Raw genomic sequence first — 21,124 nt, 5'->3', positions numbered from 1 at the left:
CGGGAATCGTTCGTTTCTTTATGTTGAAGATGAGTAGCAACCTGAAACTTTTGGTCAAGCAAGCTGCGGCTCGTGACAGGATCGTCAACCGCGACGCGAGCGCAGCGTGTAACCCACACCCTTGACTGTATGCAGCATCGGCCAATCGAACCCGCGGTCAACCTTTGCGCGCAACCGCGACATGTGAACCTCGACCCGGTTCGTCCCCGGATCGAAATCGATCCGCCACACCGCCTTCAACAGCGCATCGCGCGACAGCGGGCGGTCGGGAACACGCGCGAGGTTTGCAAGCAGGTCGAATTCGCGCAGCGGCAAGCGGATCACCTGCCCCGCACGTTCGACGCGCCGGTCGATCAGGTCGATACGCAGTTCGCCCGCGCCGAGATGGCCCGCCGCGATGCGGCTGCGGCGGAGTAGTCCGGCGATGCGTGCCAGCAGTTCGGGAAGATTATCGGTCAAGCCAATGGCATCGTCGGCCCCTGCAGCAAGCGCTAGCATCCGGTCGTCGACCGAGTCGCGATCGGACATCACGATGAGAGGCCGCCGACCAGCGACCGAAGCGGCAAGACTGACGAAGGCGAAGGGATCCTGCCATTCGAGGAACGGATTGACGAGCAGCAGGTCGAAACAGCAATCGAGCCATGGACGCAGCCCGTTCACATGCGGCGGCAGCATCTGTACCGCCAACCCCGACTGCTCGATCGCGGCGCAAAGCCTGTCGGTCCGTTCCACGCGCGGATGATAGACGGCGACGAGCAATTTCCGGTCGTCTTCCGCGCCACTGTTTGACGATGCCATCCCTATCCCCCATCGTCGACGTAACATTCAGGGCCCTTGACCCTCATCGTCCCGCCGCCCCACCCGGCATTGCACAGCCTTTCGGCTGTGCTAGTCCATAGGCATGACGAGTATCGAAATGCTTGACGGCACCTTCGCCACCCTGCCCGACCTGGTCCGTGCCCACGCAGCGGAACGTCCCGATGCCGTAGCGGCTGCCGATGCCGAGCGGCGGCTGAGCTGGTCCGAACTGGATCAATTGACCGACCGAATCGCCGCCCGGCTGCAAGAGGACGGATTCGCGAAGGGCGACCGCACCGCCATCGCGGGGCTCAACAGCGTCGAGCAGATGGCGGTCATCCTCGGCACTTTACGCGCCGGCGGGGTCGCGGGGCTCGTCACCAACAGTGCGACGGGCGCACAGATGGCGGCGATGATCGCCGACACCGGTGCGCGCCACCTGTTCCTCGACAGCACCGCGAAGGCCAGTCTCGACGGGCAGGCCATCACGGCGAGCGACCTGGTGGCGATGGACGGCAGCGACGCCGGCACACCGCTCGATGCCTGGCTGTCGCTGGCGGGGACGAAGCCCGCACCGGTCGATATCGGGCCCGAAGATGGCTTCAACATCATCTATTCCTCGGGCACGACCGGGACGCCCAAGGGCATCGTCCACAGCCATGCGATGCGCTGGCAGCATATCCAGCGCGGCGCCCCCGCCTATGGCCCGAACGCGGTGACGATCCTGTCGACGCCGCTTTATTCGAACACGACGATGGCGAGCTTCATGCCGACTGTGGGCTCGGGCGGGCAGGTCGTGCTGATGAAGAAATTCGACGCGCGCGGTTTCCTCGAACTCGCCGAGCGAGAACGCGCGACCAATTGCATGCTCGTGCCGGTGCAATATCGCCGCATCATGGCGCTCGACGATTTCGGCCGCTTCGACCTGTCGAGCTTCGTGATGAAATATTGCACCTCGGCGCCCTTCCCCGCCACGCTGAAAGCCGATGTGCTGGAACGTTGGCCCGGCGGGCTGGTCGAGATTTACGGCATGACCGAGGGCGGCGCCGCCTTCATCCTTGAGGCGCATCAGTTCCCCGACAAGCTCCACACGGTCGGCACACCCGCGCCCGGGCATATTGCGAAAGTGATCGACGAGGAGGGCAAGGAATTGCCGCAAGGGTCGGTCGGCGAAGTCGTCGGCCGCAGCCCCGCGATGATGACCGGATACAATAACCGCCCCGACGCGACCAAGGCGATGCATTGGTACGATTCGGACGGAAATCTCTTCTATCGCCACGGCGACATCGGCCGCATGGACGAGGATGGGTTCCTGACGCTGATGGACCGCGCGAAGGACATGATCATCTCGGGCGGGTTCAACATCTTTCCGAGCGACCTCGAAGCCATATTGATCGCCGACGAGCGCGTCGTCGAAGCCGCGGTCGTGGGGATGCCGAGCGAGGAATGGGGCGAGACGCCGGTGGCATTCGTCGTATTGAAGGAGGGTGCCGATGCCGAAAGCGTGCGTGCCGATTGCAACACGAAGGTCGGCAAGACGCAGCGTTTGAGCGCGATCCGGCGAGTCGATGAGTTGCCGCGCAGCCCGATCGGCAAGGTGCTGAAGCGCAAATTGCGGGACGCCTATGCCGCGTGAATGGCTTGGCAGGGCCCCCCGGTGGCGTGGCCGGGAAACGAAGGGCCGGAGCGTGCCCTAGCCTAGCCCGCCAGTGCCTTGTACAATCCGAACGCGCTCGTCACGGTCAGGACGGCGCCGACCAGCATCAGCATGACTTTGGGCGAGAAGCGTTTCGCCATCATCGCGCCGATCGGGGCGGCGACGACGCCGCCGATGATCAGCCCGAGCGTCGGGCCGAGAATGTCGTCGATGCCGAGGTGCCAGACGAAGGCGAGCGAGACCGCGACGGCGAGGAAGAATTCGACGCTGTTGACCGTGCCGACGACCTTGCGCGGCTCGCCGCCCTGGACGAGCAGGTTCGAAGTGACGACGGGCCCCCATCCGCCGCCGCCCGCGGCGTCGAGGAAGCCGCCAAGGACCGCGAGCGGGCCGACGACCTTGGGCTTGGAAAATTTGGGCGGATAGAGCACGCCGCGGATCAGCAGCCAGATGCCGATCAGCACGAGATAGCCGAGTACGAAGGGCTTCACGACCTCGGCATGCAGCGACGAGAGCACATAGGCGCCGAGCACGCCGCCGATCACCCCCGGGACGAGCAGGCGAAAGAAGAGCGGCCAGTCGATGTTGCGATGGAACACATGGCTCAACCCCGAAACGCCGGTGGTGAAAATCTCGACGACATGGATGCGCGCCGACGCGGTCGCGGGAGGGACGCCGAGCACCGCGACGAGCAACGTGTTGCAGATCACGCCGAACGCCATCCCCAGCGCGCCGTCGACGAGCTGCGCCGCGAAGCCGATCAGGATGAATGGCAGAAGCGCGGTAAAGTCGATGGCCGCGAGGTCTATCATGATTCTTCCCAACTCTTTTAGTTGACAACTTGCTGCCGTGATTTTGGGCGATGCGCCAGCGCAAATTTTCTGCTGACGGTAAAGGGATTTGTTTTCGCGCCGCGCCGAAGCCGGTCAGCGATCAGCCCGAGATCTCGTCGGGCAGATATTCGCGCACATAGTCGATGAAGGCGCGCAGCTTGGGCATCACCTGCTTACGCCCCGGATAATAGAGGAAAAGCCCGGAGGTCGCGGCGGCATAATCGGTGAGCACCAGTTCGAGGTCGCCGGCCTCGACCATCGCCTTCGCCATCGGTTCGGCCATCATGCCCATTGCCACGCCGGTGCGGATCGCGACCAGCGCGGCGATCCAGTCGTTGACGATCACCGGCCCGGTGACGCCGACGTCATATTCGCGGTTTCCCTTTTCGAACGTCCACGGCATCAACGCCCCGGTGGCGAGGCGAAAGCGGATGCAACGATGGTCGCGCAGATCTTCGGGCGTTTCCGGGCGCCCGTGCTTGCCCAGATAGGCGGGCGCCGCCGCGACGACGAAACGGAAGGGGCCGGTCAGGCGGACGGCGATCACGTCGGCGTCGAGCGATTCGCCCATTCGCACACCGGCATCGAAGCCGCCGGCGCTGAGGTCAGCCAAGGCATCGTCGGCGTAGATCTCGAGTTCGATGTCGGGATAGGTTTCACAAAAGCCCGCGATGATCGGCTCGAATAACGGCTGGACCGCGCCGCGCATCAAATTGATCCGCAGCCGCCCCGCGGGCCGGTTGCCGAGGTTGCGCGCCGCCTCATAGGCGTCGGCGAGCCCCGTATAGGCAGGCGCCGCGCGCTCGAGGAACATTTCGCCCGCTTGCGTCAGGCCGACGCTGCGTGTCGTGCGCATGAACAGCGGCGCGCCGACGCGTGCCTCGAGGGCCTTGACCGTCTGGCTGATGGCGGAGGGGGAAACACCGAGATCGGCGGCCGCGGCGGAAAAGCTGCGCCTTTCCGCGACACGCAGGAAGGCTTCGATCCCGTCGAGCGCCCCATGGGGGATTGTTAAATCCTGCTTCAAAGCACTTGCAGATTATAGAGGATTATCTATCTGCGCAACCGCGCCTAAAAAGGTTGCACAACGAAACGAAAGGAAACCTCTCCCATGTCCTATCAGCTCTCCTCTTTCCGCCGCTTTCCCACCGCCTTTGCCGTCGTCGCCGCTTCGGCGCTCGCCTTCACCGGCCTGATGGCGTCGACGACCCCCGCTTATGCCCAGTCGGGCGGCGACTATCGCTGCGCCGGTCTCGCCGAGCAGGCGCATGTCGCCGCGAACGGCGTCGAAGGCACCAAGCAGTCGAGCGCCAAGCGCTTCGTTTCGACCGGCAAGAAGCTGTGCGAAGCGGGCAACGAACGCGCCGCCGCCAAGCAGTTCCGCGCCGCGCTCAAGATCGCCGGCGTCGCCGAAGTCGAAACCGACAGCCAGATGGCTGCCCGCTAAGACAGACTACACCAATCTCCGGACCGTCCTCTCCCTCTCCCCGACGGATCCACAACACTGGGGCGGCACTCGACACGAGGCCGCCTCATTTGTTTATGCGCGCGCCGTGCGTTAGGATGTGCGCCGACATGAACCGAAAAAAACATCGCCGCGAAACGCCACCGACGTCTGGTGCCGCGATGCCGCTCTGCCGTTACGAAGAACTCGCAATGCGCGAAAACCAATTGCGGCGGGCCAGAACGGAGAAGCCCGTTCGCGGCGACTAGATCCGCCGGTAGCGAAAATACCAGACCTCGTGCCCTTGCGCGCGCGCCTTGGCTTCGTAACGCGTTTCGGGCCAACCGCCGGGCCGTACCTGAAAATCGCGGGCGTCCTTCGCCAGCCATTCGAACTGGTGGCGGTGGCGGCGCATCACCATCAATGCATGCTGAAGATAGACGGGGTGGTCGGTGCCGAAGCGGAACTCGCCGCCGGGCTTCAGCTTCGCCGCGATCAGGTCGAGCGGGCCGTCGTTCATCATCCGCCGCTTCGCATGGCGCGCCTTGGGCCAGGGGTCGGGATGAAGCAGATAGGCGAAGGAAAGCGCGCCGTCGGGAATCCGCTGCAGCACTTCGAGCGCGTCGCCGTGATGGATGCGGACGTTGCCGAGCGGCAGGCTCGCGCCGTGATCGCCCGCGACATGGACCAGCGCCTGCGCCACGCCGTTGATGAAGGGCTCGGCGCCGATGAAGCCGTGATCGGGCAGCATGTCGGCGCGCCCCGCCATATGCTCGCCGCCGCCGAAGCCGATCTCGAAATGGAGTGGACAGTCTTCGCCGAACAGACGCGCCGCGGTCACGTCGCCCTCGGCAGGAACCGCAATCTGCGGCAGCAGCGTGTCGACCAGGTCCTGCTGGCCCGCGCGCAAGGGCTTGCCCTTCGAGCGGCCGTAAAGGCGGTTGAGAGTCGTCGGATCGCCGGGTTTGTGCGCAGTCATGGCGCGCCCGTTAGCGCGGCGAGCCGGGAGCGGCAAGCGCCCCCGGCCGATATCAGGCCGCGAGCGCGGCCTTGAGCTTGTCAACGAGGTCGGTGCGCTCCCACGGGAAAGCGTCGCCCTCGGCGGTGCGGCCAAAGTGGCCATAGGCCGCGGTTTGGCGATAGATCGGCTTGTTGAGCCCGAGATGGGTGCGGATGCCCTTGGGCGTCAGGCGCACGAGTCCGGGGATCGCCGCCTCGATGCGGCTTTCCTCGACAGTGCCGGTGCCGTGCAGGTCGACATAGATCGACAGCGGCTCGGCGACGCCGATCGCGTAGCTGAGCTGGATCGTGCAGCGGCGCGCGAGACCCGCAGCGACGATATTCTTCGCCAGATAGCGGGTGATATAGGCGGCCGAGCGATCGACCTTGGTCGGGTCCTTGCCGCTGAACGCGCCGCCGCCGTGCGGGCTCGCGCCGCCATAGGTGTCGACGATGATCTTGCGGCCGGTCAGCCCCGCATCGCCGTCGGGTCCGCCAATCTCGAAGCGCCCCGTGGGGTTGATGTGATAAACGGTGTTCGCGGTGAGCAGCTCGGCGGGCAGCACGTCGGCGATCACGCCGAGGACGTACTTGCGAAGCTCGGTATATTTCGCTTCGTCGCCTTCGCCGTTGTGGAAATAATAGCCCGGCGCGTGCTGCGTCGACACGACGATCGCGGTCGCCTCGACGGGGCGCTCATTGGCGTAACGCAGCGTGACCTGGCTCTTGGCGTCGGGTTCGAGGAAGGGCGCGGTGCCCGCCTTGCGGTCGGCGGCCATGCGCTCGAGGATCTTGTGGCTGTAATCGAGCGTCGCGGGCATCAGATCGGGGGTCTCGTCCGACGCATAGCCGAACATGATCCCCTGGTCGCCCGCGCCCTCGTCCTTGTCGGCGCCTTCGTCGACGCCCTGCGCAATATGCGCCGACTGGCCGTGGAGATTATTTTCGAAGCGGAAGCTCTGCCAGTGAAAGCCCGACTGCTCGTAACCGATCTCGCGCACGGTGTTGCGCACGGTCGCCTCGATCTCGTCGAGCGCGCCCGGCGCCCAGGCGTCATTCTCGAACACACCCTTGCAGCGGATCTCGCCCGCCAGTACGACAAGCTGCGTCGTCGTCAGCGTCTCGCATGCCACGCGCGCCTCGGGATCCTTCGACAGGAACAGGTCGACGATCGAATCCGAAATCTGGTCGGCGACCTTGTCGGGATGCCCCTCCGACACGCTCTCGGAGGTGAAAAGGAAGCTGTTGCGCATGGGAAAGCCTTCTCGAAGTCGAATATAAAGGATGCTTTATGTCCGGGCGCTGTTAACGCCCCGAGCGCCGGAACGCAATGGCCAGCGCGAGCAACAGCAACGCGAAACCGACCGAGAGAATGTTACCGAAGCGTGCGAACAGAGTCGGCGGTTGTGCGGACGGCACCGTCGTGTCGATGCGCCCCGCCCTGTGCATCGGCAGTGCGTCGACAATGCGGCCGTCGGCGTCGATCACCGCGCTGATTCCGGTCGGCGTCGCGCGGATCACCGGCAAGCCCTCCTCGATCGCCCGGAGACGCGCCTGCGCCAAATGCTGCGGCGGCCCCCAGCTGCCGAACCAGGCGTCGTTCGACGGGTTAAAGATGAAATCGGGGCGGTGGTCGCGATCGACGACCTGCCCCGAGAAGATGATTTCGTAGCAGATTTGCAGTCCGGCGCGGCCGAAGGCGCCGAGGTCGAGCGTATGCGGCCCCGGCCCCGGCCAGAAATCGATATCGCCGGGCGCGAGCCGCGACAGGCCGATCGCCGAAAGGATCGGCCGCATCGGCAGATATTCGCCATAGGGCACAAGATGCGCCTTGTCGTAGCGCGGGCCGAGCGTCCCGTCGGCGTGGACGGTCATCACCGCATTGCGCGCGCCGACAACATCGCCCGCCTTGTCGAGTTCGAGCTTGAGCGCGCCGAGCAGCATGACATCGCCCGCGTTCATCAGAGCGACGATTCGCCGACGGGCTTCGGCGGGCGAACGATCATAATAGGCGGCGGGATAGCCGCGCTCGAGATAGTCGGGGACGGCAGCCTCGGGCCACAGGATCAGGCGCGGCGTGTCGTCCTTCGGCGTCGTCAGCCGCGCGAGCTTTGCGAAATTGGCGGCGGCCTTGCTGCCTTCCCATTTGTCTTCCTGGCCGACATTGGGCTGGACGACGGTGATGGGTGTCCGGGCAATACCCTTGGATCGGACGGCGGCGTCGGCGTTGCCGGCCATCTGCGAAAGGCAGGCGGCGCCCCAGAAGGCCAGCACGCTGCCGAATAGCGCGGCAGCAGCAACGCGGCGGCGGAACCACGCCAGTATCAGGACCCCGGCGAGCAGGAAGACGATCCCGCTCATGCCATAGGTTCCGATCCAGCGCGCGGGCATGGCAGCATGCGGCACGGCGATCACGCCCAGCGGATTCCACGCGAAGCCCGTAAAAATCCAGCTGCGAAGCCACTCGGCAAGGGTCCACAGCCCGCCGAACGCCAGCAGATAGGACGGCGCGGCAAAATGCGTTTCGCCCCTGGGCTTCATCATCCACGCCCCCCACGCCGCCAGCGCCGGATAGACCGCCAGATAGAGCGACAGCAGCACGACCGCGATCCACCCCAGCCACGCGGGCATCGCCGCCTGATAGGTGAAAGCGGTCGCGATCCAGTTGAGGCCGATCGCGAAATGGCCGACGCCGAACGCCCAGCCGATGCCGGCCGCCCGCCAGCCGCGCGGGCTTCGTGCGACCAGCGCCATCCAGCCCGCGAGCGCCAGCAGCGTCAGCGGCCAGAGATGGAGCGGCGCGAACCCCGTCGCCGAGATGGCGCCGAGCAACAGGGCGAGGAACTTTGGCCAGCGGTCGGCGAAAGCGGCGATGCGGAGGGAAGGCAGGGTCACCCGCGTTGCCTTAGCCGGGCGGCGGAGCCGCGACAATGACGATAGCGGCGGTTAGCGCAGCCCGGCCGCCTCGATCGCCGCCAGCGCGTTCTCGACGCGCGCGTCGCCTTCACCCTCGACCCATGCCCATGACAGGCGGCGCCGATCGAGTTCGCCGATCGCGACGTCCATGAACTGCGCGCGCGCGAGTTCGCTGCCAAACAGACGCGTGCCGTCCTCTTGCCAGGGCAGGTCCATCGCGGGGACGAGATAAAGGTCGGCGACATCGTCCCACAGGTCGATTTCGGGCAGGCGGCGGCCGAGCAGCATGATCGCCCACGCCTGCGTCATCAGCGCGTCGGTGTCGGACACAAGCCATTCGGGTTCCTGCGCGAGCGTCTCCCGGGTGGCGGCGCGATGTCCATCAAAGATCGCGAGCAGGTCGACTTCGTCAAGGCGTGTGCCATTGGCTTCGGCATAAGTGCGGCCATATTCGGGAACGACAAGCCCGCCGAGCCGCAGCGCGAGGCGCGGCGCGAGGGTCGACTTGCCGGTGCTCTCGGCGCCGTGGAGGCAGATGTGATGCGTCACAACGCCATCCTGCCGGTTGCGGCCGCGCGGCGCCACTGGATCAGCCCGTCGATCGACAAGCCGAGCAGCACGACATAGACAGCGCTGGTCGCATAAAGCCCGCGCGAGGCGAAGAGCGGCACCGCGATCAGGTCAACGAGAATCCACAGAAACCAGCTTTCGACACGGCGCCGCGCGAGCAGCCATTGCGCGGTGATGCTGAGCATCGCGATCGCGCCGTCGATCCATGGCGCGGCGGCGTCGGTGTAGCGGTCCATCGCGAAGCTCCAGCAGCCCCAGGCCGCGATCGTCGCCAGCGCCCAGCCCCCGCGCGCGCGATCGGTCATCCAGCGCACGGGCACGCCGCGGTCGTCGCGCGCGCGCATCCATGCCGCCCAGCCATAAAGGTTGAGCGCGAAGAAAAAGCCCTGGAGCAGCATGTCGCTATACAGCTTCGCTTCGAAGAATACGAAGGCATAGAGCGTGACCGCGACGAGCGCGAGGGGATAGTTCCACACGCTGCGCAGCGCGACGAGCGCGACGTTGATCAGCACGAACGCCGCGGCCACCCATTCGAGATAGCTCATGCCTCCGCCCGGCTATGGGGACGTGTCCAAAGCCCTTCGCGGCTGATCCGCCGTCCGGGCGGTCGGCGTAGCACCGACCACCCGGCGCGCGCGACCCAGCCCAGCTTGGCCCCCAGCGAGCTCGCGGCGCGGTGGTCCCACGCATGGTCGCCGCGGCGTCGAACCTCGCGCGCAATGTCGCCATAGATGCCCGCAGCGGCGAGTACCGCCCAGCGGCTGCGCGGCGGCAGCTTTCGGGCACCCCAGCGCCCCGACGCCTCATATTCCTCGGCCATTTCGGCGAGCCATTTCGCCATGACCGACAGGCGGCCGCGAAAGGCGGGGTGCATGTGCTGCCCCGGGGGGATGTCGAGTTCTACCATCCATTCGACGGGCAGGTAGCAACGATCGGCGGCCGCGTCCTCGGCGACATCGCGCGCGATGTTGGCGAGCTGGAAGGCGATGCCGAGGTCCGATGCTCGGTCGAGCGTCGCTTGATCGCGCGGGTCGACCCCCATCACCAGCGCCATCGCGACGCCGACCGCACCCGCGACATGATAGCTATAGCGCAGCAGGTCGTCTTCGCTGCGTGGACGCCAGTCGCGCGCGTCGAGTTCGAAACCCGCGATGATGTCGTCGATCACCGCGCGCGGAATATCGATCTCGGTGAGTAGGAGGCCAAGCGCGTCGAAGGCCGGTTCGCCGGTCGCCTCGCCGGCGAAGACCTTGTCGGTCTGCACTCGGATGTGCGCGACGGCGGCGGCCGGATCATGGCCCGGCGCCATCGTGCCGCCGTGATCCTGGCCGTCGGTCAGGTCGTCGGTCGCGCGGCACCACGCGTAAAGCAGCCACACGCGCTCGCGCGTTTCGCGGTCGAACAACTGGCTCGCCAGAGCAAAGCTTTTCGATCCGCGCGCGATGCTGTCGTGCGCGAAACCGTGGAGGGCGTGCGCGTCATAGGCCCCCTCCTCGCTCATCAAAGATTTTCGGCCTTCATCGCGAAGATCGTCTTGTGCGGGACGTAGGATGCCATCTTGTCGAGCAATTCGTCGAGCGCCGCATCGACGATCATGATCCCGGCGTGCGCGGGGCGGATAAAGCCGACCTCGACCATATGGCGGTTGAAGGCGATGAGGTCGTTGTAGAAGCCGGCGGCGTTGAGCAGCCCGACGGGTTTGCTGTGATAGCCGAGTTGCGCCCAGCTGATCGCTTCCCACAATTCGTCCATCGTGCCGACGCCGCCCGGGATGGTGAGGAAGCCGTCCGAGAGGTCGGTGAACATCTTCTTGCGCTCGTGCATACCGCCAACGACGTGCAGTTCGGTGCAGCCGCGGTGCGCGACCTCTGCACCGACAAGGGCGTCGGGGATGATGCCAATGACTTCGCCGCCCGCTTCGAGTGCGCTGTCGGCGACCGCGCCCATCAAACCGAGCCGGCCTCCGCCGTAAACGACGCCGATACCGCGCTCGGCAAGCGTCCGGCCGACGTGGCGCGCGGTTTCGATGTAGATCGGATCTTCCGGGGTCGCGGACCCGCAATAGACGGCAAGGCGTTTCATCATATTTCCAACATCAACTCGGCGGTCGCCTTGGCACTGCCGACGACGCCGGGAATTCCCGCGCCCGGATGCGTCCCCGCGCCGACGAAGTAAAGATTCGAAATGACGTCGTCGCGATTATGGGCCCGAAACCAGGCACTTTGCCACAGCACCGGTTCGAGGCTGAATGCGCTGCCGAGGTGCGCCGAAAGGTCGCGGCCAAAATCGGCTGGGGTGTAGTGGAATCGGGTGACGAGGTTGGCGCGAAGGCCGGGCAGCACGCGGCGTTCGACCTCCGCCAATATGGCGTCGGCGAATCGCTCGCCGAATTCGCCATCCCAATCGGCCTTTGCCTTGCCGAGATGCGCGACGGGGGCGAGCGCATAGAAAGTCGAATGTCCCGGCGGCGCCATCGCGGGGTCGGTGACACTCGGATGGTGAAGGTAGAGCGAGAAATCATCGGGGACGAAACCCCCGTAAATGTCGTCGAGCAGCCCTTTGTAGCGCGGGCCGAAAAGGATGCTGTGGTGCGCTATGTCGGGATATTCGCCCTTCACCCCGAAATGAACGACGAACAGCGAGGGCGACCAGCGTTTGCGCGACAGGCTGCGCGCGGCCCTGGCGCCGCGCGGGTGGTCGAGCAAATCCTTGTAGCTGTGCATCACGTCGCCGTTGCACGCGACCATGTCGGCGCGGGCGCGCCAGCCGCTTTGCGTCGTCACGCCCGTCGCGCGGTCGCCCGCCGTTTCGATGCGCGCCGCCGGATCGCCGAGGCGCAGTGTTCCCCCGAGCCGCTCGAACAATCGCACCATAGCGCTCACTAGCGCGTTGGTGCCGCCGCGCGCGAACCAGACGCCGCCCTCCTTTTCGATCGTGTGGATCAGCGCATAGATCGCGCTCGTCGTCATCGGATTGCCGCCGACGAGCAGCGTATGGAACGACAGCGCCTGCCGCAGCCGCTCGTCCTCGACATAAGAAGAGACGACCCCATAGACGCTGCGCCACGCCTGATATTTCATCAGCGCGGGCGCGGCTTTGATCATCGTCGCGAAATCGAGGAAGGCGACCGCGCCCAGCTTCACATAACCCTGCTCATAGACCCCCTTCGAATAGGTGAGAAAGCGGTCGTATCCGGCAACGTCGGCAGGGTTCAGCGCCATGATTTCGGCGCGGAGCGCGGCCTCGTCGTTCGAATAGTCGAAGCTCGTCCCGTCCGGCCAATCGAGCCGGTAGAAGGGCATCACCGGCATCAGGTCGACATCGGCCGCCATATCCTGTCCGCTGAGCGCCCATAGCTCTTCGAGGCACGGCGGGTCGGTGATCACCGTCGGCCCCGCATCGAAGGTGAAGCCCTTGCGCTTCCAGTGATAGGCGCGCCCGCCGGGTTGGTCGCGCGCCTCGACGATCGTCGTTTCGACCCCCGCCGATTGCAGGCGGATCGCCAGCGCAAGGCCGCCGAAGCCGGCGCCGATCACGATTGCGCGGCGACTCATTTCCAGTCCAAGCGCCGAAGTGCCGCGAGCGCGCGCCCGACCGGCACCGGCGGTTTGCCCGACAGGATGCGCAGCTTGTCCGCCGCCGACGAGCGCCCCGCATAGAAACGCGCGATCAGGCCGGGCGACAGGCGATAGAAGCGCTGGAAGATGCGGTAGCGTTCGTCCGGCTCGGCGGCGCGGAACAGCATCGCGCCGAGCATGCGATAGAAGCGCTGGTGCCGCCATGCCGACGCGGCGCGTTCGCGAAGTCGCTCGGGAAGGTCGGGGTGGCTGACCAGCGCGGGCAGCGCAGTGGCGGTGCGCACCGCGTCGGGCAGCGAATAGCCCGTCATCGCATGAAACATGCCGGCGCGCGCGCCGATCCGCGCGGTGCGGTCGGATGCGGGCCATAACCGCTCGAACTCGCCCGCGACCACCACCGCGAGCACGCCCGTCTCCTCGCGCGTCGTCGCCACGACCTCCCAGCCCTGCGCCCTGGCATAGGCGGCGATCCGTTCGCGGATGACGGATATGTCGATGTCGGGATTATCGCTGTAATAAGTGTCCTCGACGAATATCGTCTCGGCGTCGAACGGGAGCAGATAGACGAAGCGATAGCCGTCCGCCTGTTCGACAGCGGCGTCCATCACGACCGGATGCTCGACGCCGTGTCCGCCCCGCACGGTCAGCGCCTGCCCGACGAATTTCTGCCAGCCGCAATCGAGCGTCGGAAATTTCCCGGCGCCGCGCGCGTCGATAACATGCTTGGCCGACAGCCGTCCGCCCCGCGCCAGCAGCAAATGGTCGGGCGCGACATGCTTCGCCTTGTCGGGTATGATGTGCCCCGCGGGCAGCGCCGCCGCGACTGCCTCCGCGAGCGCATCGCCGGTAATGCTCTTGTAGCCCATGCGCAGACTGCGATCGTGCGAGGGGAAGCGGACGTCGTAGCGCGGCCAGTGATGGCGGACGAGCGGCGCAACGAGCCAGCGGTCCCTTTTCGCGATGTCGCTGTCGAAGAAGGACCAGACATGATTGCCGCCGACCGGTCCCGGCTCGACCAGCCTTATGTCGAGGTCGGGCCGCTTCGCCGCTAGGGCGAGCGCCGCGAGTCCGCCCGCGAGCCCGCCGCCGACGATCGCGATATCGCATTTATCGATGCTCTGCCCCACCATGAGTCCGCCTTAGCCACCCCGGCGCGCCGGCGCAAAGCGATTGCAACATGGTGCCGAACGGCTAGCCTCGCGCCATGACCGGCTGGACGATCCTTTTTTCCGCGCTTGCGATGACCGCGATCGTCGGGGTGCGCTATCTGATCACGAGCGGCGCCTTCGCCTTGGCGACCCGCTTGACGCGCCCCGGCCTCTATAACGGGCTCGAGCCCCAGATGAAGCGCGAGATCGGCTGGAGCCTCGCAAGCGCTGCGATATACGGGGTTCCGGCGGGCATCGTCGCCTGGGGATGGCGGGAGCATGGCTGGACGCGCATCTATACCGAGCTTCATGCCTATCCGCTGTGGTATCTGCCCGTCAGCCTCCTCGCCTATCTCCTGCTCCACGACACATGGTTCTACTGGACCCACCGCTGGATGCACCGCCCGCGCCTGTTCCGGATCGCGCATGCCGTCCACCACGCGAGCCGCCCGCCGACGGCCTGGGCGGCGATGAGTTTTCATCCGCTGGAAGCGATCACCGGCGCCGTCGTCGTGCCCGCGCTGGTATTCGTCATTCCGATCCACGTCGGGATGCTCAGCCTCGTGCTGGCGATCATGACCGTGATGGGCGTCGGCAATCATATGGGGTGGGAGATGTTCCCGCGCGCGCTTGTCCATGGACCGGCGGGACGATGGCTGATAACCGCAACGCATCATCAGGCGCATCATGCCGCCTACCGGGGGAATTATGGTCTCTATTTCCGCTTTTGGGACAAGGCGTGCGGCACGGATATCGGGCTTGGCACTTTTCCCGATGCTGCTGACCGCCGCCGCCCCGCCGCCGACGGTTGAGGTCAGCGTCACCGGGCTGCGCAGCACGAAAGGGCAGGTGCTTGTCTGCCTGACCACGAACCGCAAGGCCTTTCCCGATTGCAGCAAGGACGCAGGATCGGTGCGCATGGCGGTCAAGGCCGCCGACGCGGGGAATTTCGCCGTCCACGCGCCCGCCGCGGGAACCTATGCGATCGCGGTCGTCCATGACGAGAATGGGAACAACAAGCTCGACAAGGCGATCTTCCTGCCCAAGGAAGGCTTCGGCTTTTCGCGCAATCCCACGATCACCGTCGGGCCGCCAAGCTTCAAATCCGCCAGCTTCGCGGTCTCGGGCGACATGCGCCAATCGATCAAGATGAAATACATGCTGTAGGCGCCATGCACGCGGACGGAATCGTCGCCACTCCAGCGACGGGCGGGCGAGAGTTTCGGGAAGGGGTACGGGCTTCCTCCTATCCGTCATCCGGCCGAACCCACCTCAAAAAACCGGATTGTCAGTTCGCCGGTTTGGTCTCGTCGATCTTGTCGATCCATTCGGGGTAGAAGCTCGGCTCGCGCGCCGACCAGCCCGGCGCGGTCGCGGCGGCTTCGCTGATCGACTGGAGCAATATCTTGCGCTTGTCGGGGTGGAGGTGCGGCAAAGACGCCGCGGCGCAGAAGGCGCCGGGCAGCCACGGCCGCACATGTGCACCGAGAAGGCGTTCGTAAAGGAAGCGGTAGGCGGCGAAGGCCGGCAAGCGGTCTTGCCCGAGGTCGAACGCCGACACCGCGATCAGCGGCGCCATGAAATGTTCGAGCGCGTCTAGCCCGCTGTCGTCGGGGATGTTCGTGCGGATCTCGCCGAGCCGCTGGTAGACGCGCGCCTGGACGCGGATCGCGGTTTCCTCGACCATGTCGCGCGACCAGCGCAAGATCGCGTCGTCGCGTTCGAGCCCGATGTCGAGCGAACGCCGGATGTAACGCTGGGTCGCCGCGGGAAAGCCTGCGAATTCCTTGATCTCGGAAAGGGACAGGTCGCCTGCGGCCGGTCCTGAACGCGTCGCCATGGTCATGCTCCCGCTCGGCGCCCGGGGAGCCATCCCCCCCGGAGGCCTGCATTAAACAGTCTGCCACCGAATTGGTTAGTGGCAGGTTAACCATGGCGTCGGCGACCGTTCAGCTTCTTCGGGGCGTTGCGCGATGTCGCAGCGGAGCTTAATCATCGTGTCCTGAAACGATAAGACACGAGAGCCACCATGTCGCACATCCCGCAGCCGGTCATTTCCGCAACCGGCCTTTTCACTCCCGCCGAACGCATCTCCAACAAAGAACTTGTCGCCAGTTTTAACGAGTATGTTGCGCTGCACAATAGAGAAAATGCGGCGGCCATTGCCGCGGGCGAAGTGCCCGAACTGACTGAATCGAGCGTCGAATTCATCGAGAAGGCGAGCGGGATCGGATCGCGTTTCGTCGTCGACAAGGCAGGCATCCTCGACCCCCGGCACATGGCGCCGCGCATCGCCGAACGCGGTAACGACGAGCTGTCTATCCTCGCCGAAATCGGCGTCGCGGCGGCAAAGGATGCGCTGGCGCGCGCGGGCCGGGATGCTCCGGACGTGGATGCCGTCCTCTGCGCCGCGTCGAACATGCAGCGCCCCTATCCCGCGATGGCGGTCGAAATCCAGGACGCGCTCGGCATCGACGGGTTCGGCTTCGACATGAATGTCGCCTGCTCGTCAGCGACCTTCGGCATCCAGACCGCCGCCGACTATATTCGCGCCGGCCATGCGAAAAGCGTGCTCGTCGTGAATCCGGAAATCTGTTCGGGGCATCTGAACTGGCGCGACCGCGACAGCCATTTCATCTTCGGCGATGTCGCGACCGCAATCCTGATCGAGGACAAGGATATCGCGCCCGCGGGGCATTGGGACATCCTCGACACCAAGCTGAAGACGCAATTCTCGAACAATATCCGCAACAATTTCGGCTTCCTCAACCGCGGCCACGGCGGGATCGACCAGTCGGGGCCGAAGAGCGACAAACTCTTCGTCCAGGAAGGGCGCAAGGTGTTCAAGGAAGTCGTGCCGATGGTCGCCAACATGATCGTCGAACAGATGGAGGTGCTCGGTCTCGAAGGCGGCGATATGCGCCGGCTGTGGCTGCACCAGGCGAACACCAACATGAACCGGCTGATTGCGCAGCGCGTGCTCGGCCATGAGGCGAGCGAGGATGAAAGCCCGACGGTGCTCGACACCTATGGCAACACGTCGAGCGCGGGGTCGATCATCGCCTTTCATCGGAACCATGAGGATATGGTCGCCGGCGACATCGGGCTGATCTGCTCGTTCGGCGCCGGCTATAGCGCGGGTACGGTGTTCGTGCGGAAGACTTGAAGTTACAGCCGTTACGGCACGAACGTCGTGAACAGGTAGATCGCGAACAGCATCAGGTGGATTACCCCCTGCAATACGGTGGTTCGGCCGTTCGCGAGCGTCTGGACCGACACGATCAGCGACAGGAAGAGCAACACGGTCGATTTGGCGTCGAGGCCAAGGCTGATCGGCATGTCGGTCATGATCGACAGGATCGCGACAGCCGGAATTGTCAGCCCGATCGTTGCCAGTGCCGAGCCGAGCGCGAGGTTGAGGCTGGTCTGGAGGCGGTCGGCCTTCGCCGCGCGCACCGCGGCCAGGCCTTCGGGCGCGAGGATCAGCGCGGCGATCAGCACGCCCAGCACCGCCGGCGGTGCGCCCCAGTCGGCGAGCAACGCGCCCATCACCGGCGAGAGATTCTTGGCGAGCAGGACGACCGCGAAAAGGCTGGCGAGGAGCAGCGCGCCCGAAATCGCCGTGCGCTCGACGCTCGGCGGTGCCGCGTGCGCGTCGGGTTCGTCCTGCGCCTCGCCGTCGGGCAGGAAATAGTCGCGGTGGCGCACCGTCTGCACGAGCGCGAAGGTTGCATAGAGGATCAGCGATACCACCGCGACGAAACCGAGCTGCGTCGCCGAATAAAAGGGGCCCGGCACGCTCGAGGTGAAATTGGGGAGTACCAGCGTGACGACCGTGAGGACGGTGAGCGTCGCGAGCGCGGCGCCGATGCCGGTACGCTGGAACCGCTGTTCGTGATGGCGGATCGCGCCGCTCAAGAGGCAAAGCCCCATCAGCAGGTTGAGGATCACCATCACCGCCGCGAACACCGTATCGCGCGCCAGCGTCAGCGCCTTTTCGGGTTCGGCCTGCATCAGCGTCAGGATCAGCCCGACCTCGATCACCGTCACCGCGAGCGCGAGGATCAGCGTGCCGAAGGGCTCGCCGACGCGGTGCGCGATGACTTCGGCATGATGGACCGCGGCGACGACCGCACCCGCGAGGATGAACGCGACGAGCCAGGCATTGAGCGGCATCGCAAGGCTGGCCATCGCGGCGAGGAAGCCGAGGATCGGGAAAAGGTCGTTGGTGCGGTCGGCGATGCGAAGTTTTGCGGTCATCGGGCTTCTATTGCAGCCGCCTTTCCGCATGGCCACCCCAAGCCGGAATATCGGGCGAATTAATGCGCGCGGACGGGCAATCCGGCGGCGGCGAGCCGCGCGTGCGCTTCGGCGATCGTCGCTTCGCCGAAATGGAAGATGCTCGCGGCGAGCACCGCGCTGGCACCCCCTTCGATCACGCCGGCGACGAGATGGTCGAGATTGCCGACGCCGCCGCTGGCAATCACCGGCACGCTCACCGCATCGGCGATCGCGCGGGTGAGCGCGAGGTCGTAGCCGTCCTTGGTGCCGTCGCGGTCCATGCTGGTGACAAGCAGTTCGCCCGCGCCGAGGGTGGCGAGCCGCACGGCATGTTCGATCGCGTCGATCCCCGTCGGCTTGCGTCCGCCGTGGGTGAAGATTTCCCAGCGGCCCTCTTCGACCCGCCGCGCATCGATGCTGCCGACCGCGCACTGGCTGCCGAAGCGGCCCGCGATTTCGGCGACGAGTTCAGGGCGCGCGACGGCGGCGCTGTTCACCGCGACCTTGTCAGCGCCCGCAAGCAGCAGCGCGCGCGCATCGTCGGCGCTGCGCACCCCGCCGCCGACGGTAAGCGGCATGAAGCAGACTTCGGCGGTGCGGCCGACCATGTCGAGCAAGGTGCCGCGGCCTTGGTGACTGGCACTGATGTCGAGAAAGCAAAGCTCGTCGGCACCCGCGGCGTCATAGGCGCGCGCCGCTTCGACCGGATCGCCGGCGTCGCGCAGATCGACGAAGTTCACGCCCTTCACGACGCGGCCGTCAGCGACGTCGAGGCAGGGAATGACGCGGACGCGGACGGTCATTGACGCGCCTTTTCTTGTTCCCCGGCGAAGGCCGGGGTCCAGGGCGTTATCACGCAACGCCCGCTTAGTGGCGCTCTGGGGCCCGGCCATCGCCGGGGAACAAAAAGGATTTTACCGCTCACGCTTGCCCCGCCGCAATCGCCTCGGCGAGATCGAGCCGGCCGTCGTAGAGCGCACGGCCGGTGATCACGCCTTCGATGCCGTTTGCGACATGCGGGCGCAGCGCATGGATATCGCCGATATCGGCAACGCCGCCCGAAGCGATCACCGGGATGGCAACCGCCTCAGCCAGCGCGACCGTCGCCTCGACATTGCAGCCTTTGAGCAGTCCGTCGCGGCCGACGTCGGTGAAGAGCAAGGCCGCGACCCCCGCGTCCTCGAAGCGGCGCGCGAGGTCTTCGACGCAGACGTCGGAGACATCGGCCCAACCCTCGGTCGCGACCATCCCGTCGCGCGCATCGACCCCGACGACGATCCGGCCGGGCAGTTCGCGCGCGGCCGATCTGACGAATTCGGGGTCCTTCAGCGCTGCGGTGCCGATGATCACACGGCTGACGCCGAGCGCTAGCCAGCGGTCGACGCCGGCGCGGTCACGAATGCCGCCACCCACCTGCACCTTGCCCGGGAAAGCCGCTATGATGCTCTCCACCGCCGCGCCATTGACGCTCGCGCCCGCGAAGGCGCCGTCGAGGTCGACGACATGGAGGTGCGTCGCGCCCGCGTCGGCGAAGAGACGCGCCTGCGCCGCCGGGTCGTCGCCATAGACGGTCGCGCGCGACATATCGCCCTCGGCGAGCCGCACCACCTGCCCGCCCTTCAGGTCGATCGCGGGAAAGATGGTCAGGCCGGATACTACGGGCGCCATGCGAGGAATCTCTCTAGTGTCGCGAGACCATAGGCCTGGCTTTTTTCGGGGTGATATTGGACGCCGACGATATTGTCTTTCGCGACCGCGGCGACAAAGGTCTCGCCATGGCTGCTCGTCGCCGCGACATCGACCGCATGGACGAAGTGATAGCCATGGAGATAATAGGCCTCGCCCGCCGCTATCACGGGATGCGGATAAGCGGGCACGACGTCGTTCCAGCCCATGTGCGGGATGCGCAGCCCCGGCGCCGGTTCGAACGCGCGCACCGTCCCGGCGATCCAGCCAAGTCCCGCGTGCCGTCCATGCTCCTCGCCCGCGTCGGCAAGCAATTGCATGCCGACGCAAATGCCGAGGAAGGGGGCGCCCTCGCCGCGCACGCGCTGCTCCATCGCGCCAATCAGCCCGTCGATCGCCGACAGCCCGTTCATGCACGCGGCGAACGCTCCGACGCCAGGCAGCACGATGCGGTCGGCGCTGGCCACGACAGCGGGATCGGCGGTAACGGCGACATCCTCGGCGCCCGCCGCGACGAGCGCATTACGCACCGAGCGAAGATTGCCCGCGCCATAGTCGATCAGGGCAATGGCGGTCATCGGCTGGTCCTACAGGACGCCCTTCGTGCTGGGTATCGCATCGCCCTTGCGAGGGTCGATTTCGACCGCCTGCCGCAGCGCGCGGGCAAGCGCCTTGTACATGCTTTCGGCGATATGATGGTTGTTCTCACCGTACAGCATTTCGATGTGCAGCGTGATCCCCGCCGCCTGCGCGAAGCTGTGGAACCAGTGCGGGAACATTTCGGTGTCCATCTCGCCGAGCCGCGGCTGCGAGAAGGAGGATTTATAGACGCAGTGCGGACGCCCCGAAATGTCGAGCACGCAGCGCGTCAGCGTTTCGTCCATCGGCGCGTGCGCCTCGCCGTAACGCGCGATGCCGCGCTTGTCGCCGAGCGCCTTGGCGACAGCTTCGCCGAGCGCGAGCGCCGAATCCTCGACCGTGTGGTGCTGGTCGATGTGAAGGTCGCCCTTCACCTGCATCGAAATGTCGATCAGCGAATGGCGCGACAATTGCTCGACCATATGGTCGAGGAAACCGATGCCGGTGGACACCGAATAATCGCCCGTCCCGTCGAGATTGACGGCGATCGCGATATCCGTTTCCTTGGTCGTGCGCTGGACGGTGGCGGTTCGCATGGCGCACGCCTTAGAGCCTCATTTTCACGTTGCAAGGCG

23 protein-coding genes are annotated in these 21,124 nt (G+C 65.8%); 5 read left to right on the top strand and 18 right to left on the bottom strand.

Annotation, left to right across the window (positions count from 1 at the left end; all coding sequences use genetic code 11):
• Positions 1-84 precede the first annotated feature (84 nt).
• Positions 85-798 carry a response regulator transcription factor gene (locus tag VSX79_RS01050; RefSeq protein ID WP_257018283.1) on the bottom strand — a complete coding sequence of 238 codons (714 nt, stop codon included), beginning with the start codon at positions 796-798 and terminating at the stop codon, positions 85-87.
• Positions 799-901: 103 nt separating this feature from the next.
• On the opposite strand from VSX79_RS01050, the gene VSX79_RS01045 reads away from it, so the two are divergent.
• Positions 902-2,434: a class I adenylate-forming enzyme family protein gene (locus VSX79_RS01045; protein ID WP_179498495.1), complete on the top strand. Its 1,533-nt coding sequence runs from the start codon at positions 902-904 to the stop codon at positions 2,432-2,434.
• Between the two features lie 62 nt (positions 2,435-2,496).
• On the opposite strand, the gene VSX79_RS01040 is transcribed toward VSX79_RS01045, so the two are convergent.
• Both VSX79_RS01040 and VSX79_RS01035 read right to left on the bottom strand, forming a co-directional pair.
• Complete coding sequence (locus tag VSX79_RS01040; RefSeq protein WP_179498493.1) at positions 2,497-3,267, bottom strand: sulfite exporter TauE/SafE family protein; 771 nt, start codon at positions 3,265-3,267, stop codon at positions 2,497-2,499.
• Positions 3,268-3,388: 121 nt separating this feature from the next.
• Positions 3,389-4,315: a LysR family transcriptional regulator gene (locus VSX79_RS01035; RefSeq protein ID WP_179498491.1), complete on the bottom strand. Its 927-nt coding sequence runs from the start codon at positions 4,313-4,315 to the stop codon at positions 3,389-3,391.
• An 84-nt stretch (positions 4,316-4,399) separates the two neighbouring features.
• On the opposite strand from VSX79_RS01035, the gene VSX79_RS01030 reads away from it, so the two are divergent.
• The gene (locus VSX79_RS01030) at positions 4,400-4,735 is read left to right on the top strand and encodes a hypothetical protein (RefSeq protein WP_179498489.1); all 336 of its coding nucleotides are present in this window, start codon (positions 4,400-4,402) and stop codon (positions 4,733-4,735) included.
• Between the two features lie 262 nt (positions 4,736-4,997).
• Here VSX79_RS01030 and trmB read toward each other — a convergent pair whose 3' ends face one another.
• The 9 genes from trmB to crtY are packed head-to-tail and all read right to left on the bottom strand — an operon-like array spanning position 4,998 to position 13,925.
• On the bottom strand, positions 4,998-5,711 hold the full coding sequence (gene trmB / locus VSX79_RS01025) for a tRNA (guanine(46)-N(7))-methyltransferase TrmB (protein WP_326914160.1): 714 nt from the start codon (positions 5,709-5,711) through the stop codon (positions 4,998-5,000).
• A gap of 52 nt (positions 5,712-5,763) precedes the next feature.
• Positions 5,764-6,984, bottom strand: coding sequence for a methionine adenosyltransferase (gene metK / locus VSX79_RS01020; RefSeq protein ID WP_179498485.1), 1,221 nt, complete (start codon positions 6,982-6,984; stop codon positions 5,764-5,766).
• A gap of 52 nt (positions 6,985-7,036) precedes the next feature.
• On the bottom strand, positions 7,037-8,626 hold the full coding sequence (gene lnt / locus VSX79_RS01015; protein WP_326914159.1) for an apolipoprotein N-acyltransferase: 1,590 nt from the start codon (positions 8,624-8,626) through the stop codon (positions 7,037-7,039).
• A gap of 51 nt (positions 8,627-8,677) precedes the next feature.
• The gene (locus VSX79_RS01010; RefSeq protein ID WP_179498481.1) at positions 8,678-9,196 is read right to left on the bottom strand and encodes an AAA family ATPase; all 519 of its coding nucleotides are present in this window, start codon (positions 9,194-9,196) and stop codon (positions 8,678-8,680) included.
• Positions 9,193-9,762 (bottom strand): nicotinamide riboside transporter PnuC, encoded by a 570-nt coding sequence (pnuC, locus tag VSX79_RS01005; protein ID WP_179498479.1) that lies wholly within the window; start codon positions 9,760-9,762, stop codon positions 9,193-9,195. The genes VSX79_RS01010 and pnuC overlap by 4 nt, the downstream gene beginning before the upstream one ends.
• Positions 9,759-10,718, bottom strand: coding sequence for a phytoene/squalene synthase family protein (locus tag VSX79_RS01000; protein ID WP_179498477.1), 960 nt, complete (start codon positions 10,716-10,718; stop codon positions 9,759-9,761). Before VSX79_RS01000 ends, pnuC begins: the two co-directional genes overlap by 4 nt.
• Positions 10,718-11,299: an LOG family protein gene (locus VSX79_RS00995; RefSeq protein ID WP_179498952.1), complete on the bottom strand. Its 582-nt coding sequence runs from the start codon at positions 11,297-11,299 to the stop codon at positions 10,718-10,720. Before VSX79_RS00995 ends, VSX79_RS01000 begins: the two co-directional genes overlap by 1 nt.
• A complete protein-coding gene (locus VSX79_RS00990) occupies positions 11,299-12,771 on the bottom strand; it encodes a phytoene desaturase (protein ID WP_326914158.1) in 1,473 nt (490 codons plus the stop codon). Before VSX79_RS00990 ends, VSX79_RS00995 begins: the two co-directional genes overlap by 1 nt.
• Positions 12,768-13,925: a lycopene beta-cyclase CrtY gene (gene crtY, locus VSX79_RS00985; RefSeq protein WP_179498473.1), complete on the bottom strand. Its 1,158-nt coding sequence runs from the start codon at positions 13,923-13,925 to the stop codon at positions 12,768-12,770. Before crtY ends, VSX79_RS00990 begins: the two co-directional genes overlap by 4 nt.
• 74 nt (positions 13,926-13,999) lie before the next feature.
• Between crtY and VSX79_RS00980 the strand changes: the two genes are divergently transcribed.
• Together VSX79_RS00980 and VSX79_RS00975 are read left to right on the top strand one after the other, a co-directional pair.
• Positions 14,000-14,755, top strand: coding sequence for a sterol desaturase family protein (locus VSX79_RS00980; RefSeq protein WP_179498471.1), 756 nt, complete (start codon positions 14,000-14,002; stop codon positions 14,753-14,755).
• Positions 14,703-15,110, top strand: coding sequence for a DUF2141 domain-containing protein (locus VSX79_RS00975; protein WP_326914157.1), 408 nt, complete (start codon positions 14,703-14,705; stop codon positions 15,108-15,110). Before VSX79_RS00980 ends, VSX79_RS00975 begins: the two co-directional genes overlap by 53 nt.
• A 121-nt stretch (positions 15,111-15,231) precedes the next feature.
• On the opposite strand, the gene VSX79_RS00970 is transcribed toward VSX79_RS00975, so the two are convergent.
• Positions 15,232-15,783: a hypothetical protein gene (locus tag VSX79_RS00970; RefSeq protein ID WP_179498469.1), complete on the bottom strand. Its 552-nt coding sequence runs from the start codon at positions 15,781-15,783 to the stop codon at positions 15,232-15,234.
• A gap of 189 nt (positions 15,784-15,972) precedes the next feature.
• Between VSX79_RS00970 and VSX79_RS00965 the strand changes: the two genes are divergently transcribed.
• The gene (locus tag VSX79_RS00965) at positions 15,973-17,109 is read left to right on the top strand and encodes a beta-ketoacyl-ACP synthase III (protein WP_326914156.1); all 1,137 of its coding nucleotides are present in this window, start codon (positions 15,973-15,975) and stop codon (positions 17,107-17,109) included.
• A gap of 11 nt (positions 17,110-17,120) precedes the next feature.
• Here the strand turns inward: VSX79_RS00965 and VSX79_RS00960 are convergent, their stop codons facing one another.
• From VSX79_RS00960 to hisB, 5 genes are all read right to left on the bottom strand, one after another.
• Entirely contained in the window at positions 17,121-18,203 is a 1,083-nt protein-coding gene (locus VSX79_RS00960) for a calcium:proton antiporter (protein WP_326914155.1), read from the bottom strand.
• A 59-nt stretch (positions 18,204-18,262) separates the two neighbouring features.
• The gene (gene hisF / locus VSX79_RS00955) at positions 18,263-19,027 is read right to left on the bottom strand and encodes an imidazole glycerol phosphate synthase subunit HisF (RefSeq protein ID WP_179498463.1); all 765 of its coding nucleotides are present in this window, start codon (positions 19,025-19,027) and stop codon (positions 18,263-18,265) included.
• 118 nt (positions 19,028-19,145) lie between these two features.
• Positions 19,146-19,892, bottom strand: a complete 747-nt coding sequence (gene hisA, locus VSX79_RS00950; RefSeq protein WP_179498461.1) for a 1-(5-phosphoribosyl)-5-[(5-phosphoribosylamino)methylideneamino]imidazole-4-carboxamide isomerase — start codon at positions 19,890-19,892, stop codon at positions 19,146-19,148.
• Complete coding sequence (gene hisH, locus VSX79_RS00945) at positions 19,880-20,488, bottom strand: imidazole glycerol phosphate synthase subunit HisH (protein WP_179498459.1); 609 nt, start codon at positions 20,486-20,488, stop codon at positions 19,880-19,882. Before hisH ends, hisA begins: the two co-directional genes overlap by 13 nt.
• Positions 20,489-20,497: 9 nt before the next feature.
• The gene (gene hisB, locus VSX79_RS00940) at positions 20,498-21,085 is read right to left on the bottom strand and encodes an imidazoleglycerol-phosphate dehydratase HisB (protein ID WP_179498457.1); all 588 of its coding nucleotides are present in this window, start codon (positions 21,083-21,085) and stop codon (positions 20,498-20,500) included.
• Positions 21,086-21,124 lie beyond the last annotated feature (39 nt).

Origin of the sequence: Sphingopyxis chilensis (genome assembly GCF_035930445.1) — a bacterium.
GTDB lineage: Bacteria > Pseudomonadota > Alphaproteobacteria > Sphingomonadales > Sphingomonadaceae > Sphingopyxis > Sphingopyxis chilensis.
This window is presented reverse-complemented; position numbering and strand designations above follow the sequence as displayed.